This window comes from Nannocystis pusilla (genome assembly GCF_026626665.1).
Taxonomy (GTDB): Bacteria; Myxococcota_A; Polyangia; order Nannocystales; family Nannocystaceae; genus Nannocystis; species Nannocystis pusilla.
This window is the reverse complement of the sequence record NZ_JAPNKE010000002.1, coordinates 5,264,675-5,282,089: the sequence shown is the minus strand read 5'-3', so window position 1 is coordinate 5,282,089 and position 17,415 is coordinate 5,264,675. Positions and strand designations below refer to the sequence as shown.

Annotated in this window: 13 protein-coding genes and 3 pseudogenes; 10 read left to right on the top strand and 6 right to left on the bottom strand. The window is 71.8% G+C overall.

What is annotated here, in order from left to right; translation table 11 throughout:
• Nucleotides 1-551: 551 nt before the first annotated feature.
• Nucleotides 552-1,758: pseudogene (locus tag OV079_RS58450) on the top strand (hypothetical protein).
• Nucleotides 1,755-2,510, top strand: coding sequence for a ferritin-like domain-containing protein (locus OV079_RS58445; protein ID WP_267771065.1), 756 nt, complete (start codon nucleotides 1,755-1,757; stop codon nucleotides 2,508-2,510). The pseudogene OV079_RS58450 and the gene OV079_RS58445 overlap by 4 nt, the downstream one beginning before the upstream one ends.
• A gap of 323 nt (nucleotides 2,511-2,833) precedes the next feature.
• Here OV079_RS58445 and OV079_RS23320 read toward each other — a convergent pair whose 3' ends face one another.
• The gene (locus OV079_RS23320) at nucleotides 2,834-4,678 is read right to left on the bottom strand and encodes a hypothetical protein (RefSeq protein WP_267771064.1); all 1,845 of its coding nucleotides are present in this window, start codon (nucleotides 4,676-4,678) and stop codon (nucleotides 2,834-2,836) included.
• Between the two features lie 843 nt (nucleotides 4,679-5,521).
• Here OV079_RS23320 and OV079_RS23315 point away from each other — a divergent pair.
• On the top strand, nucleotides 5,522-5,899 hold the full coding sequence (locus tag OV079_RS23315) for a hypothetical protein (RefSeq protein ID WP_267771063.1): 378 nt from the start codon (nucleotides 5,522-5,524) through the stop codon (nucleotides 5,897-5,899).
• Between the two features lie 322 nt (nucleotides 5,900-6,221).
• On the opposite strand, the gene OV079_RS58440 is transcribed toward OV079_RS23315, so the two are convergent.
• Both OV079_RS58440 and OV079_RS58435 read right to left on the bottom strand, forming a co-directional pair.
• The gene (locus OV079_RS58440; protein ID WP_420829535.1) at nucleotides 6,222-6,683 is read right to left on the bottom strand and encodes a hypothetical protein; all 462 of its coding nucleotides are present in this window, start codon (nucleotides 6,681-6,683) and stop codon (nucleotides 6,222-6,224) included.
• An 865-nt stretch (nucleotides 6,684-7,548) separates the two neighbouring features.
• Nucleotides 7,549-8,295, bottom strand: a pseudogene (locus tag OV079_RS58435) (UvrD-helicase domain-containing protein); the annotation flags it as partial.
• Between the two features lie 432 nt (nucleotides 8,296-8,727).
• On the opposite strand from OV079_RS58435, the gene OV079_RS23305 reads away from it, so the two are divergent.
• The 4 genes and pseudogenes from OV079_RS23305 to OV079_RS23295 all read left to right on the top strand — a co-directional run bounded on the left by OV079_RS23305 (nucleotide 8,728) and on the right by OV079_RS23295 (nucleotide 11,205).
• Complete coding sequence (locus OV079_RS23305) at nucleotides 8,728-9,180, top strand: hypothetical protein (protein WP_267771061.1); 453 nt, start codon at nucleotides 8,728-8,730, stop codon at nucleotides 9,178-9,180.
• 315 nt (nucleotides 9,181-9,495) lie between these two features.
• Nucleotides 9,496-9,642, top strand: a pseudogene (locus OV079_RS58430) (hypothetical protein); the annotation flags it as partial.
• Between the two features lie 56 nt (nucleotides 9,643-9,698).
• Complete coding sequence (locus OV079_RS23300; RefSeq protein WP_267771060.1) at nucleotides 9,699-10,583, top strand: STAS domain-containing protein; 885 nt, start codon at nucleotides 9,699-9,701, stop codon at nucleotides 10,581-10,583.
• A 274-nt stretch (nucleotides 10,584-10,857) separates the two neighbouring features.
• Complete coding sequence (locus OV079_RS23295; protein ID WP_267771059.1) at nucleotides 10,858-11,205, top strand: hypothetical protein; 348 nt, start codon at nucleotides 10,858-10,860, stop codon at nucleotides 11,203-11,205.
• Between the two features lie 122 nt (nucleotides 11,206-11,327).
• Here the strand turns inward: OV079_RS23295 and OV079_RS23290 are convergent, their stop codons facing one another.
• Entirely contained in the window at nucleotides 11,328-11,789 is a 462-nt protein-coding gene (locus OV079_RS23290; protein ID WP_267771058.1) for a hypothetical protein, read from the bottom strand.
• Nucleotides 11,790-12,295: 506 nt separating this feature from the next.
• On the opposite strand from OV079_RS23290, the gene OV079_RS23285 reads away from it, so the two are divergent.
• The 3 genes from OV079_RS23285 to OV079_RS23275 all read left to right on the top strand — a co-directional run bounded on the left by OV079_RS23285 (nucleotide 12,296) and on the right by OV079_RS23275 (nucleotide 16,308).
• Nucleotides 12,296-13,519, top strand: coding sequence for a monooxygenase (locus OV079_RS23285; RefSeq protein WP_267771057.1), 1,224 nt, complete (start codon nucleotides 12,296-12,298; stop codon nucleotides 13,517-13,519).
• A 724-nt stretch (nucleotides 13,520-14,243) separates the two neighbouring features.
• On the top strand, nucleotides 14,244-15,764 hold the full coding sequence (locus OV079_RS23280; RefSeq protein WP_267771056.1) for a cytochrome-c peroxidase: 1,521 nt from the start codon (nucleotides 14,244-14,246) through the stop codon (nucleotides 15,762-15,764).
• Nucleotides 15,765-16,053: 289 nt separating this feature from the next.
• Entirely contained in the window at nucleotides 16,054-16,308 is a 255-nt protein-coding gene (locus OV079_RS23275) for a DNA-directed RNA polymerase subunit alpha C-terminal domain-containing protein (RefSeq protein ID WP_267771055.1), read from the top strand.
• 96 nt (nucleotides 16,309-16,404) lie between these two features.
• Here the strand turns inward: OV079_RS23275 and OV079_RS23270 are convergent, their stop codons facing one another.
• Both OV079_RS23270 and OV079_RS23265 read right to left on the bottom strand, forming a co-directional pair.
• The gene (locus tag OV079_RS23270) at nucleotides 16,405-17,109 is read right to left on the bottom strand and encodes a histidine phosphatase family protein (protein ID WP_267771054.1); all 705 of its coding nucleotides are present in this window, start codon (nucleotides 17,107-17,109) and stop codon (nucleotides 16,405-16,407) included.
• A complete protein-coding gene (locus OV079_RS23265) occupies nucleotides 17,085-17,411 on the bottom strand; it encodes a hypothetical protein (RefSeq protein WP_267771053.1) in 327 nt (108 codons plus the stop codon). The genes OV079_RS23270 and OV079_RS23265 overlap by 25 nt, the downstream gene beginning before the upstream one ends.
• Nucleotides 17,412-17,415: the final 4 nt, after the last annotated feature.

The window sequence follows — 17,415 nt, the reverse complement described above, 5'->3', positions numbered from 1 at the left end:
CTGTTCGGCCAGCGCCCGAGCGTCGGACGCCGGGCCGCGCAAGCGCGGGGCCGGCGTCCTTTCGTCGGCCCCGTGGCTGACGGAGCGCTGCGCCGAAGCGAGCGCCATCAGGACGCGATGATTCGAGCTTCGTCTCGCGCCCGCGACACCACAGCCGCGATTGCTCGCGCTCCGCATCGAGCTCGCGCGCGTATCGACCTCGCGAGGATGCGCGCGGAGGTTCGTTCGCGGGCCTCGTGCCCGATGCCGTCCTGTCCGGACCGCGCGACCTCGTTCTTCGCGAGGTGGCAATTCACGCAATAGTCTGGATGGGCCGTGCCCCTCGTGAGCGGCAGGTGGCTGACGCGACAGCGTGCGCGCGGCCGAGGAATCAGCGGGATGCGAGCCGCCGGTCGAGCGCGCCGCGAGGGGCGGCCCGGCCGCCTTCGTGGGCTGCGAAGCAGGGCGAGCGGGACCGGCGGACCTGCAGGCGCCTGACGCTGGATTCGGCTTGCCGGCCCTGCGCGCGCCGCCAGCAGTCCCGGCGCAGGTCTCAGGCCAAGGAGCACGCAGTGAGCCTCGACATTTCGAAGGAGCGCGGTACGCCGCTCGAGCGGCAGAAGTTCACGTGGAAGGAGATCGCCGGCGAGCCGTACAGCAAGCTCGACGACGACGCCTTCACGCGGGTGCGGCAGATCTTGATGCACGGCGTCGAGCAGGAGGCGTGCCGCTTCAAGCACTTCGCGGCGCGGTTCAACCCCGACCTGCGCCTGCCGCTGGCGCGGGTCCGCCGCGTCGAGCACCTCCAGGCGTCGATGGTCAATTGGCTGATGCCGGGCGACCAGTCGCCGCTCGAGACGACGATCGGCTTCGAACAGGTTGCGATCGAGGTGACCGCGCACGTCGCCGCGGTCGAGCCGGACCCGTACATGGCCCAGGTGTACCGCTTCGGCCTGCTCGAGGATTTCGACCACCTCTACCGCTACGCCGCGCTGATGGACCGCCTGTGCGGCAAGGACGCCAACAACATCTTGCAGAGCTACACCGACGTCATGCCCGGGCGGCCGACCTCGGTCGAGCACCGCGCGCCGGAGGACGACCTGCGGCGCCACTACGAGAAGACGCAGGCCGCGCCGCTGACGAAGATCCACGCGGCGCTGATCACCGGCTCGGAGTGGCAGACCCGCGATTACTATCTGACGATCGGACCGACCTTCGCCGACCCGGTCGCGCGCCAGCTGTACGCCGAGATCGCGGCGATCGAGGAGCAGCACGTGACGCAGTACGAGGCGCTGTCCGACCCGAGCGAGACCTGGCTCGAGAAGTGGCTGCTGCAGGAGGCGACCGAGGTGTACGCCTATTGGAGCTGCTATTCGCAGGAGCAGAACCCGCGGATCAAGCAGATCTGGGAGCGCTTCCTCAGCTACGAGCTGGGCCACCTGCGACTCGTGCGCGAGCTGATGGAGGAGGTCGAGAAGCGCGACCCGGCGGAGCTGCTCCCGGGCGAGTTCCCCGATCCGCTGAGCTTCCGCAGCCACCGCGAATTCGTGCGCCAGACGCTGGCCGAGGAGGTCCTGCTGCGCGCCCGCGGCTTCGACATCGTGCCGCCCGACCTCGAGCCCGGCCTCGCTCGCCTACCGCGAGCAGCTCAACGCCAGCGGCTCGCCGTCGGAGCTGGTGGCCGCGGGCTACCGCTGGAAGCCGGGCACCGAGCTCACCGATCGACGCGTGCGCGAGGCCGAGTTCGTCTCGCTGGTCCAGGAGGAGGCGGCCCAATGAGCAAGAACGATCGTCCCACCGACATCGGCATCAACCGCACCGGCATCGCCCTGTCGCCGCTCGACGGTCCGCGCATGACCGAGGGCGCGACCGCGACCGCGCCGAGCTCGGCCGGCTCGGCGCGCGACGCCGCGGTGCTGCGGTTCCGCTACGCCTGCGAGTCCGGCGAGATCGGCCACATGCCGCCGCCGCTGAGCCTGCGCGGCGTCACCGGGGCCGCGCTCGAGCTGCTCAAGGGCCACAAGGGCAACGTGCTGCTCGACAAGCTCGGCGAGCGGCTCGCGTTCGAACGCACCGGCGTGCGCCTGTACGACGGGCTGATCCTCAAGCTCGAGGCATCGGGCTCGTGGTCGGGCGGGCCGACCCTCGAGGACCTGGTGGCGTTCCGCGCCGACGAGGCGCGTCACTTCGAATGGATGGTCGAGGCGATGACCGCGCTGGGCGCCGACGCGACGGCGATGACGCCGTCGGCCGACCTCACCGCGGTCGAGAGCGTGGGCGTGCTGCAGGTCATCTCCGACCCGCGCACGGGCCTGGCGCAGGCCCTGCACGCGCAGCAGATCGCCGAGCTCGCCGACGTGGCCGGCTGGGACCTGCTGGCCGCGCTCGCCGAGAGCCTCGGCCACGGCGAGCTGGCGGCGCAGTGTCGCCTGGCGCTGGCGCAGGAGAACCTGCACGCCGCCTCGGTCGCGCGCTGGCTCAAGGCCCACGCCGAGACGGCGGCGCACGGCGAGCTCGCGCGCGCGAGCTGACGCCGTGCGCCCGGGACGAGCCGCTCAGGGCTTGCTGAACTCGAGGCGGACCGACTCGGCGTTGGTCACCTCGATGAACGCGTCCTCGGCGACGTTCTGGGCGCCGGTGAGCCCGAGGATGTCGCTGTAGCGGAGCACCATCGACTGCGCCTTCTCGGCGACGTAGAGGTGCGCGCCGTCGAAGGCGAGGTCGACGGGGTTGCCGAGGTGCGTCTGGTCGCCGGCGATGTGAGTGGCGACCGCGACGTCGCCCTCGGCCGCGTCGGCGCCGGCGATCACGTAGATGGCGCCATCCGCGTCGGACATCACGTCGCCGACGTCGGTCAAGAACAGGTTGTTGCTGACCGGGTCGTACTGGATGCCGTGGAGGTTGACGCCGATCGGCTCGGCGTTGTCGTTGGCGGGCGTGAAGGTGCGGGCCGGGCCGCTCGCGCCCTCGTCGGCCAGGGCGTTGTCGAACACGCGCACGGTGCCGTCGACGCCGGCGGCGAACAGCCGGTCGTTGGCGTCGTCGTAGTCGATGTCCCACCCGCGCCGCCGCCGAGCTCGGCGATGACGAACAGCGGCGGCGCGTCGCCGAAGGTCACCGGGTCGAACACCTTGATCGAGGAGTCACCGAGGTCGGCGACGAACAGGCGGTCGCCGGCGGCGTTCAGGGTGATGCCCTTGGGCGCCACGAGGCCGGTGCCGGGGCCCCAGATCCGGGTGCCGATGGCGTCGATCGCCGCGCCGTCCTCGGCGTCGACGATGGCGGCCGCCGAGAACACGCCGGCGCCGTCGGACGCCGGGGTGCCGTCGAAGCCGACGAGGCCGTCGCCCGCGCCGGCGAGGGCGATGCTCTGGATCGAGGTGATCGAGCCGAGGCGGTCGATGGTGGCCGTGATCGTCGGGGCGCCGATGAGCGGCACCTCGACCTCGAGCACGCCGTCGAGGTCGAGCCCGGCCGGGTTGGAGGCGAGGATCAGGCGGTTGTTGGTGGCCAGCGCGATCGACTCGGGCTTGGCGACGTCGACGCTGTCGACCAGCTCGAAGTCTTCGCCGAGCAGCGGCGGGCGGAAGCGCAGCAGCTTGTCGTTGGCCTTCTCGGCCACCCACAGGGTGCTCGCCATGCCGCCGGTGACCTCGAGGTCGACCGGGTTGCCGAGGTCGCCGCCGGCGATCTTCTGCGCCACCTCGACGTCGCCCTCGGCGTTGGCCGGGTCGGCGATGCGGAACAGCTGGCCGTCGGTGGTCTCCATCGGGTCGCCGACGTCGCTGAGGAACAGGTTGTCGCCGACGATGGTGATGCCGTGCAGGTTGACCGAGACCTTGGTGCCGCCCTCGACGGGGACGATCGTGCGGTCGGGGCCGGTCTGGCCCATCGCGTTCGAGAAGTCCTCGTAGACCTGGACCTCGCCGTTGGTGCCGGCCGCGTACAGCACGTCGGCGTTGGCGACGTAATGCACGTCCCACACGGCCTCGGAGCTGCCCAGGTCGGTGATCTCGAAGGTGGGGGCCGCGTCGCCCTCGGCGCCGAACTCGAACACCTTGATCGCGGCGGCGCCGGTGTCGGCGACCAGGAACGAGCCCATCGGCCCGACCTCGACGCCCTTCGGGGCCACGAGGCCGGTGGCCGGCCCGCGGATGACGCGGTCGCCGAGGCCGAGCGGGCCGTCCTGCGGGTTGTCGGCGAGGTCGTTCTTGATGATGACGCCGCCGGTGGTGCCCGGCGCGTCGTAGCTGACGATCGCGTGGCCCTGCTGGGTCACCGCGACGCTCTGGATGCTGACGACGTCGCCGCCGACGGTCAGGGTCGCGGTGGCGGCGTCGAGCGCCGGGGTCAGCGCGACGATCCGGTCCTGCTCGAGCAGCGGCGGGTTGGCGGTCGCCCACACGCGCACGACCTCGATCGCCGGCTCACCCGTAGTCTCGGTGTCGGTCGTGTCGGTGTCGGTCGTGTCGGTGTCGGTCGAGGGGCCGGTCTCGGTGGTCGGGCCCACCGTGGTCGAGGTCGGGGGCTCGGTGTCCGTGGCGGGCTCGGTCGACGTCGGCGGCAACGTGTCGGTGGGCTGCCCGGGCGTCAGATTGGTGTCCGTGGCGTCCGTGTCGGTGCCGTCAGTCGTGGTGTCCGTCGTGGTGCCGGATTCGGTTTCGCCCGGCGTCGGATTGTTGCATCCCGACAGAGTCATCACGAGCAAGTTGGCGAGGACCAATGAGATGTTACGGTCAAGATGGTATTTTTGCATGAGGGGAATGTGTCCAGGGGGGATGTTACGATAGCCGGCAGCGCCCGGTCCGCAACAATCGCACGTGTTTATGACACCGATCACCGGCATTAAACCGGACGCTCCGGACAGTGGAGATTCGGGGTTCACAGCCCCCTCGGGTCATTTGCGCTCGACCGGGCTCAGCCGTCGAAAACCCGCCTGTCGCGGCGTGGTCCGGCGATTACGGCGCTGTCGCCCGCGGAGTCGCTCTCGTCTGCAGACTTGGTTCAGAGGTGCGCGCGCGAGCGGGTTGTGTGATTCGTGAACCTGCCTCGCCGCAATTTTCAGGCTTGACAATCGCGGGACAGCGCCTCTCTCACGCACGCTCGCGGCCCTGCGCGAGGGTTCGCGGGAGGGTTCGTGGGGCGAGCCGTCGCGGCGCGGCCGCTCGCCCGCCGCCCGCGCGGGACCGCGTGTGGTGCCGCGCGGCGAGGTCGACGTGGCCGCGTCCGGGGATTTCCAGGGCGCTCCGAATCAGCGGTCGGGGCCGGGCGAGCGCAGCGTATCATAGCAGGCAGGCGGCAGCGGCCGGCCCCGCGCCGCGATGGCGGCGGCTCGGCGCGGGCGAGACGACGAGCGCTGGCGATGGCAGACGGACGCGGCGGGAGGCAGGGATTTTGCCAGCGAAGGGCGCAGGCGGGCTCGGCGCGAGGGGCAGGGGATTTCGCCAGCAATGCGGGGAGCCGGGACTCGCGCTACGACGGGTGTGTGAGCCGCTCGACGGGTATACGAATACTGCCGTCCGGAGCGCACGGCGCTCTCGACATGGCCCTGGTCTTCGCGCTGGCGCTCGCCCCGGCGTGGTTTCCGGCGGGCACGCCTCGCGTCGCCACCATCGCCTGCTATTTGCTCGTGCTCGGGCTGTGGCTGCTGTCGCAGCTCACGTGTTATCCGTGGGGCTCGGTCTGCGCGGTTCGCTACGGCGCGCACGGGATGCTCGAGTCGTCGCTCGCGCCGCTGCTGGTCGCGCTGCCCTGGCTGCTGGGCTTCGCCGAGTGGCCCGCGGCCCGCTCCGTGTTCGTGGCTGCGGGCGCCGTGGCGCTGGTGCTCGGGCTGACTGCGTGGGGCCGGCATGACGAGCGCGAGGCTCCGCCCGAGCCTCCGGTCGACCGCGGCGCCCGACCGCCGCACCAGGGGCCGTGAGCCCCGCGGCCTCGATCCGCCCGTCGCGCGGAGCAGGGCTGCTCAAATTCCTGATCGCCCTGCGGCCTCGATTCGAGGGTCGCGCGGTGCGGGGCTGCTCACTCGCGTGGTGGCCCGGCGGCCTCGATCCGACGGTCGCGCGGAGCAGGGCTGCTCAAGTTCCTGATTGCACGGCGGCCTCGATTCGACGGTCGCGCGGAGCTGGGCTGCTCAAGTTCTTGGTTGCCCTCGGGCCTCGATTCGACGGTCGCACGGAGCGACGGCTGCTCACTCGCTTGGTCGTCCTGCGGTCGCGCGAGTGATCGCGCGGCGCGACGGCTGCTCACTCCTCTTCCGCGAGGCGTCGGCGCCTGGCCTCGGTGCGCTGGCGGATGGCGTCGAGGATCTCGAGGCGGGCATCGACGGCCCGGCGGCTGCGGCCGAGGCGTTCGGCGAGCTCGTCGAGGTCCTCGCCCGCGTCGCGCGCGGCGATCAGGGCGTCGTCCTCGATCGGCCGCCAGGCGCGGGTCTGGCCCTCGCTGGCGGCCGGCTTGCGCACGCGGGGCTTGCTGGCCGGGGCGACGAGGGCGGGCTTGGCGAGGCCGAGCTCGGCGACGAAGCGACTCGGCGCGTGCGGCGTGACCTCGAGGTACACGCATTCGCTGGCGCGCGTCAGGCCGACGTAGAAGATCCGCCGCTCCTGCTCGAGCGGGTCGCTCTGGTCGACGCCGGCGGGCGCGTCGACGGTGCCCAGCGCCTGGTCCTGGCGAGCGGCGGGGCACAGGCCGTCGGTGAGGCGCGGCAGCAGGACTGCGCGCCACTCCTTGCCCTTGGCCTTGTGGATCGTCGAGACCCACGCACTGCTCGGCGGGCTTGCCGGCGCGCGGGTCGAGCTCGGCGAGCGCCTGCGCGGCCTCGGCGGGGCCGACCTTGAGTCCCTTGAGCAGGGTGTGCACGGCCTCGAAGCCGGCGACGGCCTGCTCGGCCTCGGCCTCGGAGCGCTTGCGGCCGGCGAGCTGCGCGGGGATGTCGGTCTCGGCGACCAGCAGGTCGAGGGCGGCGCCGGCGGTGCGGCACTTGCCCATGCGCGCGAGCAGGTCGGCGAGCGCGCTCATCGACTCGATGGCGCCGCGCGGCTGGTCGGCGTCGCGGGCGGCCTTCTTGTTGCCGAGGACCGCGCGCAGGCCCTTGCTGCCGAGCTTGCGGACCTGGCCGGCGAACGCCTCCTTGCGGATGTAGCGGTCGGGCGCGAAGACGACGGCCCAGGCGTCGTCGAAGCCGACCGGGGCGTCGCTGGTGGCGAAGCGGAGGTAGGCGAGCGCGAGCTCGGGGCCGCGACCCTTGCGGACGAAGTCGAGGTCGTCGGTCTCCATGCCGATCCGCCGCGCCGCGAGCTCGGCGAGCACGCTGGTGCCCTGCAGGCGGCCGCGGTAAAGGACGGCGATCTCGTCGGCCCGGTGCCCGGCGGAGAGCAGGCGCGCGATGGTGCCGGGGACGTCGTCGGTGCGCTCGATGGTGCCGGGCCGGGCGCCGCGACCGACGACCTCGATCGGGAAGCGCTCGTCGTTGTGGGCGATGAGGGCCCGCGCGGCGGCGGCGATCGTCTCGCCGAAGCGAAAGCTGTGCGACAGCGGATAGGTGCGCGTGGGCCGGTGGGTGAAGGTGGCGGCGAAGTCGTGGAAGAAGCGGGGATGGGCGCCCGAGAATTCGTAGATGGCCTGGTCGGCGTCGCCCACGGCCATGAGGGTGGTGTGCTCGTGCATGAGCAGGCGCAGCAGCTCGACGCGGGCGGGGTTCACGTCCTGGAACTCGTCGACCAGCAGGTGATCGATCGGTCCGAGCAGCCGCGGGTAGCGGCGCAGCACCGCGACCGCGGTGTAGACCATGTCGGGGAAGTCGACCTGCAGCGCCTGGCCGCCGCGGGTGCGCAGCTCCTCGAGCGCCTGGTAGGCCTCGACCAGCTCGGGGGCGTCCCCACAGGCGGCGCGGTTCGGGGTGACGAGGTGGGCCTTCCAGAAGCCGACGGCGGCGGCGATGTCGTCGGCCGACTCGATCTTGCGGGCGAACTTGCGATGCACGAGCTGGGCCCACTCGCGGGTGCGGAAGGCCGCGACCTCGAGCGGGCGCGTGAGCAGGCCGCGGCGCTCGGCGCGGCCGAGGACCTCGAGGCCGAGCGCGTCGAAGGTGGTGACCTTGACGCCGGCGATGCCCGCGGCCTCGAGGCGGGCGGTGAAGGTCTCCTGAATCGCTTTATTGAACATGACGACGCGCAGGCGCTCGCCGTCGACCCGCTCGGCCAGGCGGGCGACGCGCCCGACCAGGGTGGTGGTCTTGCCGGCGCCGGGCGCGGCGTGGACGAGCGCGTGCGCGTCGAGCGGGTGCGCGAGGATCGCTCGCTGTTCGGCGGTCCAGTGCATGCGAGGCGCGGAGGCTAGCAGGCCGCGTCGCGAGAAGGTCGCTTTGGCGGCGCGCGATTGTCAGGACTTTTCTGCGATCCTCGCGGCGATGACCGAGCTGCGCAGGGAGCCGCGAGGGGTGCGGGCGTTGAAGACGGTGCAGGCGTGGACGGCCGCGCAGGTCGGGCGAGTCCGCGGGTCGGCGGCAGGGGCGTGGACGGCCGAGCAGGTCGGACGAGCGCGGGAGTCGGCGGCGGCGCAGGCAGCGGGAGTATGGGCGGCCGAGCAGGCCCGGCGGGTGCGCGGGTCGGCGGCGGGGGCGTGGACGGCCGAGCGGGCCCGGCGGGTGCGGGGCCGGGTCGGGGCGCGGGCGGGGCACGTGCTGGCTGCCGGGGGCGTGCGGGCGGCTGCGACGGCCTTGAGCTGGCGACCGGGCCGATCGGCGGGGCGCTGGTGGCGGCCGGGGCCGAAGCCGCGGTGCTGGCGATCGCTACCGACGCGGTCCGGCGGGCCCTGGCGGGGCGAGAGTCGGAGGTCGACCGGGGCGCGGTGCTGGCCGTCGTCATCGCCGAGCTCACGCGCACGGAGCTGTGCGAGGCCCATGTGGCCGACGGCTGGCGCCTGGCCTGCGGCCTCGGCTCGCCGGGGCGCGGGCGGGCGGCGCTGGGAGCCCTGCTGCGCCGGGCGACCCTCGCAGCGCTCGGCTCGCGCGTCACCGGAGCGGCGCTGCGGCGGGCCGGCTGGAGACGGCTGCTGTGGATCGGCCCGGCGCTGACTCTGGTGCGGCTCCCGGGGCAAGTGCGGCGGGCCTGCGAGCTGGTGCGCCGGGCGGACCTGCGGGCCCGGGCGATCGCGGGCGACAGGGCCGCGGGCGCGAGGGCGGCCTCCGGGGCCGGCGGCGAGTGACCTGTACTTCGGGACAGGATGCCAGGACGATCGATTCGCCGGCGGGCCAATGGACGGAGTGGGCCGCGGCCTCCGGGCGCTCGGCGACTGACCTGTATCTCGGGACAGGTCACTAGGGCAATGGACTCGCGGGCGCGCCGGCTGGCGAATGGTGGGGAACTCGGCAATCCCTGTCTCGGGTGCGCCCCCTGCAGAGGGCCGCGGGCGAGTGACCTGTACTTCGGGACATGTTAATAGGGCAATAATTTCGCGGGCCTGCCGGCTGGCGAATGGAGAGGAAGACGGCGGCCGCGGTCTCGGATACACCACCCGCAGATGGACGCAGGGGACGAGCTGGACGGGGCGCCGCTGGTGGTGATCGAGGTCGACGCGGCGGGGGTGATCACCCGCTGGAACCGCCGCGCCGAGCTGGTCTTCGGGACAGCCGGGGCCGCCGCGGTGGGCCGGGCCATGGCCGAGGTGCTGCCGCTGGTCACGGAAGCTGGGCGGCGCTGGCCTCCGGCGACGACGCGCCGCGGGTGTGGCCGATCCGCCGGCCCGACGGGGCGTGGTGGCTCGAGGCGTGGTCGCAGCGCGTGGCGGACGGGGCGGTCCGGCTGTACGGCCACGAGGTCGGCGCGCGCCGGGCGGCCGAGGCCCGGGCGGCGCTCGAGTCGACGCTGCTGGCGGCGATCCAGGACAACCTCGAGATCGTGGTGTGGGCGGTCGACGAGCGCGGCGTGTTCCTCCACCAGGCCGGCAAGGCGAACGAGCGCGCCGGGTTGCCGCGCGACTTCCTGATCGGCAAGAACATCTTCGAGCTGTACAAGGCGCAGGGCAACGGCGAGCTGATCGCGCGGGCGATCGCGGGCGAGCCGGCCCACACCCGCTCGGCCCCGCTGTACGGGCAGTACTGGGACACCTGGTACGTCCCCGTGTGCGACGAACGGAGCGAGGCGCGGCTGGTCGGGGTGTCGCTCAACATCAGCGAGGCCGCCCTGGCGGAGGTCGAGCTGCGCGCCAAGCTCGAGCTCGTCGAGCGCCAGCAGGCGGTCATCCACGAGCTCGCCACGCCGATCATCGAGGTCTGGGACGGGGTGCTGACGCTGCCGATCGTCGGCCTGGTCGACACGGCGCGGGCGGCGGAGCTCATGGACGCCCTGCTGCAGGCGGTCACGCGCACGCGGGCCCGCTTCGCCATCCTCGACCTGACCGGCGTCGAGGTGGTCGACACCGGCACGGCGAGCCACCTGATCAAGATGATCGAGGCGATCGCGCTGCTCGGCGCCGCGGGCATCCTCACCGGCATCCGCCCGTCGATCGCGCAGACGATCGTCGGCCTCGGCGTCGACCTGTCGCGCGTGGTCGTCCACGCCAAGCTGCGCGACGCGCTGGCGTACTGCCTGCGCGCCGGCCGGCGATAAAAAGACATGGTTTTAAGGGCATGTTTGGAGGGGCATGCCCTGAAAGACATATGTGAAGCGGCGACGCATCGGTAAACAGGCGTGTTCGAGGGCTGTGTAGAGTGTCTCGAAGCGGTGTTGGGCAGGACATGAGCGCTGCGCGACGCGAGGGTCCCGGCGCGTGAGGGCTCCGCCGAGCAGGCTCGCAGGCGCGCCGCGCTCGCTCCGCGCGCGCGCGCTCCAGCGCCAGGCGGGAGAGGGCCCCGGCGGTCGCGGCCGGGTGTAGGGTGGGCCGATGCTGAAGCTCCGCCCGCGCTGGTCCCTGTGCTTGTCGTTGCTGCTCGGCTGCCCCGAAGGTCGCGAGGACAGCGCCACCGTGGGGGAGGACGGCACGTTCTCTTGCGGCGACAACGGCGGCCGCTGCGACGCGGCGACCGAGCTGTGCATCGTCGGCGGCTCGGACCGCTGCTCGACGTGCGTGCCGCTGCCGGCCGCCTGTGACGACGACTCGACGTGCGGCTGCGTGCCGCCCGGCACCGACGCGGCCTACGGCTCGTTCGCGTGCGAGGACGCCGGCGCGTGCGAGAGCGCGGAGGGCGGGCGCGTCCTGACCTGCGCCGAGATCGCGTGGGGCTGCGGGTGAGTCGCTCCGCCGTGAGCGGGGTGGGCAGGTGCTCTCGCGGCGCCGCGACCCTCGGGGTCGAGGGCGCGCCTTCACGGCGCGACCCTCTCTTTTAAAGGAGAGGGAAATGTGACGAGGAGGGGTCACTCGATCGCGCACTCGGCGAGCTTGGTGTCCCACTCCTGGCACACCTGGTCGGGCGGGTCGTCGGGTGAGACGTAGGCGTCGATCTCCTCGCAGGTGGCCTGCGAGAGACAATCCTGGCGGTTCAGCTCGGTGTCGGCGCAGTGGGTGCCCGGGTTGTTCATGCCGAGGAACACGATGCCCGACTCGCAGCTCGAGACGCAGTCCGCGGTGTCGAACATCGCCGGGTCGTCGGCGCACGACTTGAACTTCTCGCAAGCGGCAGTACAGACCTCGTTGGCCTCGGGCGAGGGCCCGGACGCCTCCGTCTCGGAGTCCGAGGTCGAGTCGCCGGTGGTGCCGGTGCTGCCGGTGGTGCCGGTGGTATCATTCGTATCGGTGGCGGTGGAGTCGTCCTTCGATTCGGGGCTGCAGGCGAGGGGGACGAGGAGCAGGAGCGAAGCGAGGGCGCGAAAGGTCATGCCGCCGACGATAGCCGAGAGCGGGCGGCCGCCCGGCCGGGGCGCGTCGGCCTCGCGCGCGTGAGCCGGCGCATTGCGCATTCATTTCCTCGGTTCGAGCGTGTGATGAACGAACGAGGTGGGCCGGGTGCGACCGCGCGCTCGCTGCTCATTGCGGTCAGGCGCCGACATGCTGAGGCTCGCCGGAGTCCGCGTCATTCGCAGGTGGGGCGGCACGAAGGAGCTCGTGATGCGCGCATTCGAGTTCTCTCTTTGCAAAGAGTGGAGATCCTCCGACGTGGATTGGGGAGGGTCGTCCCCAGGCTCGTACGGAGATCGCGTCGCGGGCCCGAGGAGACGTCGACTGCCACGCGCCGTCCGGTCGCCGACGCTGTCGGCTCGCTCGCCTGGCGGCGAGGCCCCCGCTGCCCGCGACGGGCGTTTGTTGCGGCGGCCGCGTGCGCCTCGCAGACCGGCCCGGGGCGTCCGGCCTGGCTGCGGCCGGCGCTCGTGCTTTGTCTGCGCGCATGCTGCTCCGCCTCGCGCTCGCTGCCGGGTCCGCCGCCACCTGCCACGCCGCGGTCGACCGCGAAGGGCCGACCTACCACCGCGAGGTCGCGCCGATCCTCGCCGACAATTGCGTGGAGTGCCACAAGGACGGCGGGATCGGTCCGTTCCCCCTCACCACGTACGACGAGGTCGCGCCGCGGGCCGCGTCGATCGCCGCCGTCACCGGCGAGCGCAGCATGCCGCCCTTCAACCTCGACAACAGCGGCGCCTGCAACACCTACGTCGACGCGCGCTGGCTCGCCGAGGACGACATCGCGACCCTCGCCGCGTGGGCGCAATCCGGCGCGCCCGCGGGCGAGTCCGCCTCGGCCCCGCCGGAGCCGCCCGAGCCGTGGCGGCTCGATCGCGTCGATCTGACGCTGGCGATGCCGGAGCCGTACACGCCGGACGAGGCGCTCGACGACATCTACCGCTGCTTCATCCTCGATCCGCAGCTGGCCGAGGACGCGTTCGCGGTGGCCTTCGAGATCCGCCTCGGCCAGCCCGAGATGGTCCACCACCTCACGCTGTACGCCCTCGACTACGCGGAGGACGAGGCGGACGCTGCCGCGCTCGACGAGGCCGACCCGGGCCCGGGCTACACCTGCTTCGGCGATCCGCTGGTGCCGTCGCGCTGGCTGGTCGGCGCGGGCCCGAGCGACCGCGGGCGCGAGCTGCCGGCGGGCACGGGGCTGCGCATGGGCGCGGGGCGCAAGACCGTGCTGCAGATGCACTACAACCGGGTGCACGGCACCTTCCCCGACCAGACCGCGGTCGACCTGCGGCTGGCGGCGAGCGTGCCGCACGAGGCGTACATCAAGCGGGTCGAGGACGTGGTGCTCGAGCTCCCGCCGGGCGAGTCGGCGGTGGTCGAGACGGGCACCAGGGAGCTCCACGAGGACTTCACGCTGTGGGGCGTGTGGCCGCACATGCACGGCCTCGGCCGGCAGATGCGCGTGACCGCGACCGGCCCGAGCGACGAGGCGTGCCTGGCCCAGGTCGACGACTATCATTTCCACTGGCAGCAGTTCGCGTTCTACGAGCAGCCGCGGCCGGTCCGCGCGGGCACCACGCTGCGCATCGACTGCACCTACGACACCACGAGCCGCGACGCGACGACCACCTGGGGCTACGGGACCGACGACGAGATGTGCATCGGCTTCTTCTACGTCACCGAGGGGCTGGTGGGCGCGGGCAAGTGAGGGCGTACGATTCGCGCCGACCGAGCGACCGCGGACGCGCGGGCCCGCGAGTCGGCATTGCCGAGAGCCGCCAATGACGCGAGCCAGGCGTCGGCGGAAAATCCAGTCTCGTCCGCGATTTCTGCAGACTACATCGCGTTCGTGGCAGGACAGCCGGGACCGCGCGTCGGCGCGTCAAGATGATGCAACGCGACATGCGTCACGAGGGCCGCCCGCGTCCGGGCTACCGGGGGCCTCGGGAGGCATCTGCGAGCGAAAGGGGCGCGGGTGAGGACGCGAGGTGAAAGCGACAGGGGCCGAGAAAAACGATGGACCGAAGGATGAGCGCAGTGGCTGAAAGCGGCGAGCGAGTGCGACTCTCCGGGCGCGATCGAGGCCGGTGAGTCTGGGCCGCTCACTACGGAAAAGTCCCGAGGCGTGTGGGCGCGATGGAGGGGGCAGGGGTACATTGTGGACACTGGTGAAACGAAAAGAATGCTCGATCGCCGGTTCGCGCCTTGACGACCTGGATAGTTCGTGCAAAATGTTCGTCCAGCTTTTTGTGGGCCGCGGGGCATTCGTGCGACGGTTCGTGGCACGGGCGGGAGGTCGGCGGGCGATCGCGGAGACAGGGCTGGGGTGAGTGAAAAGGTGACGTAGCGATACGGCGAGTCGCCGAACAAGTGAACCACGACGTACGGGCTCTGCGGAGCATTCCGAGTCGTTCTCCTGCTTGGAGCGTGTCATGCTGAAGCATCGTGTTGTGGCGGTTCTGTGGCTGTCGATGATCCCCATGGTCGCGTGCGACGATGCCCCGGCGAGCGAGCCGGTCGGCCTGCGGTCGGGGGAGAGCGAGAGCGAGAGCGGAGTCGGGACCGAGAGTGAAACCGAGGGGTTCGGAGAGCTCACCACCTACGGTTCGCGGAGTTACCTCATCTCGCAGGTCCGCGCGCTGATCGCGGAGAACGGCATCACGCCGCTCGAGCTGCCGCCGCCGTCGTCGGACGAGCTGGTCGAGCTCGGCGAGGCGCTCTTCTACGACAAGATCCTGAGCGGCAACATGGACACGTCGTGCTCGACGTGTCACCACCCGCGGCTCGGCACGACCGACCACCTGACGATGAACCGGGGCATCCGCGGCGTCGGGATCGGCCCGTCCCGCGTGGGCGCGCTGGTGGGCGGGCGGACGACGCAGCCGCTGTGGAACCTCCACAAGCTCAGCACCGGCCTGGCGGTCGACCACAAGGTGCCGATCGACTCCTCCGGCTACGTGACGCCGCTGGGCGGTCCCTTCATCCCGTTCTCCTGGCAGGACGACGCGTTCGACCCCGACATGCGGGCCGCGGCCGGGCAGGCGATGATGCCGCAGGTGACCGACCAGGAGATGCTCGGCTTCCCCAACGAGAACGACTTCACCACCGACTGCGCGCTCGACAATCCGCCGCTCAACTTCGTCGTCTGCGCGTGGGGCATGATGATGGACCGCCTGGGCGCGATCCCGGACTACGTCGACATGTTCGAGGCGGCCTACCCGGGCGTCGCGTTCGAAGACATGCATTTCGCGTACGCCGGCAACGCGATCGCGGCCTACGAGTTCCGCGCTTTCTTCTCCAACGACACCCCGTGGGACCGCTTCGTCGGCCGCTACGACCCGGACACGGGCCTCTTGATCCCGGCCGACGACAACGCGCTCTCCTACAACCAGCTGGTCGGGGCCCGCCACTTCCTCGACAGCGACCGCGGCAACTGCACGTCCTGCCACGCCGGCAACGGGTTCACCGACGAGGACTTTCACAAGACGCTGGCGCCGCAGTTCGGGCCCGGCGACACGGTCCCCGGCGGCGACGGCCCGGGCGGCCTCGACGACTTCGGGCGCATGCGGATCTCCGGCGACCCGGACGACAAGTACGCGTGGCGCACCCCGCCGCTGCGTAACGTCATGTACACCGGGCCCTGGGGTCGGCAGAGCCATTACAACGACATCAAGGACTTCATCCGCCATTACGGCGACCCCGAGGACGCGCTGCTCGACTACGACATCACCGACAGCGTCGACGAGGTGGCGATGCACTCGCAATTCCTCGAGAACCGGGCGGCGATCATCGCCGAGGGCGTCGACCCACTCATGGCCACCGTCGACGTCTACGGCTGGTGGACGATCGACTACCTGACGTCGTTCATGCACGCGCTCAGCGACGACGCGGGGCCCGACTTCTCGCACCTGATCCCGCTGACGGTGCCGAGCGGGCTGTCGGTCGATATGTGAGCGGCGAGGGGACGCCTGCCGGAGGACGGGGGCAGGCTGAACAAGAGGACATGCTCGCAGGGACAGGTCCCTGCGAGCATCATCTTTGCTTGCGAGCGGCGAGCCCCGGCGCGCCGGCAGCTCGGGAGCGGACGCACGTCGACGCGCCGAGGCCGCCGGCGCGTGAGCCGAGCGGAGGCTGCGGCACCTGAAGCGCGGCTGCCTCGAGAGACAGGTGAGCGCGCGGGGGCCGGGAGCCGGCCGCGGCCGCTTGACACGGCTTGCAGACCCTCGGCAAAGTCACGCAGCCATGGATGAGCGCCTCGATACCCTGGTCGAAGAACTCGAGATCTCGGTCCGCAGCTGGAACATCCTCCACCAGGCCGGGATCGTCTACCTCGGCGAGCTCGTGCAGTGGCGCCCGGAGGACCTGCTGGACCGGCCCTCGTCGGGCCAGAAGGTCGTCAACGAGCTGCGAGAGTACGTCACCAGCCTGGGCTTCGCGCTGGGCATGGAGCTGCCGGAGTGGAAGCGGCCCGACGGGGCGCCGGTGGCCCGGCCCTGAAGAGGTGATCGAGGTGTCTCTCGGGGCATGTCTCGAGGGACATGTCGAGGGAGCTTCGACCTGCGTGCAGGGGAGCGCGAGCGGCTCGGGGTTTGTCTACGAGGCGCGCTCGGAGTCGACAGGGAGCGCCACGCGGCCGCGGAGCGTGCGATAGGCGAGGCAGAGGTCGTCGCCCTCGCGCCAGAAGGCGGCGCCCTCGAGGAAATGTGGGCACCAGGTGCGGTCGAGCGCGGCGGCGAGCAGGCGGGCGACCGCGGGCAAGAGGATGGCGTCGTGGGTGACGAAGACGTGGATGACCGGGGCATCTGCGGCGCGCAGGGGCCCGGCGAGGTGGGCTGCGAGGCGGTGGGCGGCGGCCCTGGGTTCGGCGAGCCCGGCCCAGCGTTCGTCGCCGTACGCGAGGTGCTCCAGGACGACCTCGTTGCCGCGGGTGTGCCAGTGCTCGCGGGCGCGGTCGCCGTCGACGACGAAGACGCCGGGCGCACCGAGCAGGTGGTCCTCGGTCCATGCGCGGGTCGTGCGAGCACCAGCGCGCAGGGCCTCGGCGGTCTCGCGGCAGCGCAGGATGGGGCTCGTGTGCAGCCGCCCGAGGCGCCCGGACAGCGCGGCGCCGAGGGCCTGGGCCTGCGCCAGGCCGGCAGGCGTGAGCGCGAGAGCGAGGCCGACCTCGCCGGCTGCGAGCGGCGGACGCTCGCCGTGGCGGAGCAGCAGGCTGACGGGGCGATCGGTGGGCGTGTCCGCGGGCAGCGGGGGCACGCGCTCCGGCCAGCGCGGGGTCAGTGCGTCGCGGGTTCGAGGCATAGCGTCAGCAGGCCCTGCAAGATCGTGGGCTCGTCCGCGGAGGGCCGCTCGAGCGCGAGGGTCCGTTTGATCGCGTCGATCTGGATCCGTCGCAGGTCCTTCGTGCCCTCGCCATGGGCGATCGCGTTGCGGAGCTCGACGATGTTGTGGGTGGATCTGTCGAGGCACTGGATCGGTCGATCGAGCGCGGCGAGCCGACGCACGACGGGCAGGCACGGGCGCAGGCGGTCGCGCAGCTGGTTCAGGAAGTCGCCCGGCGGGGCCTGCTCGTCGGAGACGACCTCCGCGAAGACCTTGAGCATGTCC

What these genes read in the sequence shown, in the direction of transcription:
- OV079_RS23315 (WP_267771063.1), top strand. Translation starts at nt 5,522, where the DNA reads ATGGCCCTGGTCTTCGCGCTGGCGCTCGCCCCGGCGTGGTTTCCGGCG.
- OV079_RS23290 (WP_267771058.1), bottom strand. Translation starts at nt 11,789, where the DNA reads ATGACCTTTCGCGCCCTCGCTTCGCTCCTGCTCCTCGTCCCCCTCGCC.
- OV079_RS23270 (WP_267771054.1), bottom strand. Translation starts at nt 17,109, where the DNA reads ATGCCTCGAACCCGCGACGCACTGACCCCGCGCTGGCCGGAGCGCGTG.
- OV079_RS23285 (WP_267771057.1), top strand. Translation starts at nt 12,296, where the DNA reads ATGCTGCTCCGCCTCGCGCTCGCTGCCGGGTCCGCCGCCACCTGCCAC.
- OV079_RS23320 (WP_267771064.1), bottom strand. Translation starts at nt 4,678, where the DNA reads ATGACTCTGTCGGGATGCAACAATCCGACGCCGGGCGAAACCGAATCC.
- OV079_RS23275 (WP_267771055.1), top strand. Translation starts at nt 16,054, where the DNA reads ATGGATGAGCGCCTCGATACCCTGGTCGAAGAACTCGAGATCTCGGTC.
- OV079_RS58445 (WP_267771065.1), top strand. Translation starts at nt 1,755, where the DNA reads ATGAGCAAGAACGATCGTCCCACCGACATCGGCATCAACCGCACCGGC.
- OV079_RS23295 (WP_267771059.1), top strand. Translation starts at nt 10,858, where the DNA reads ATGCTGAAGCTCCGCCCGCGCTGGTCCCTGTGCTTGTCGTTGCTGCTC.
- OV079_RS23280 (WP_267771056.1), top strand. Translation starts at nt 14,244, where the DNA reads ATGCTGAAGCATCGTGTTGTGGCGGTTCTGTGGCTGTCGATGATCCCC.
- OV079_RS23265 (WP_267771053.1), bottom strand. Translation starts at nt 17,411, where the DNA reads ATGCTCAAGGTCTTCGCGGAGGTCGTCTCCGACGAGCAGGCCCCGCCG.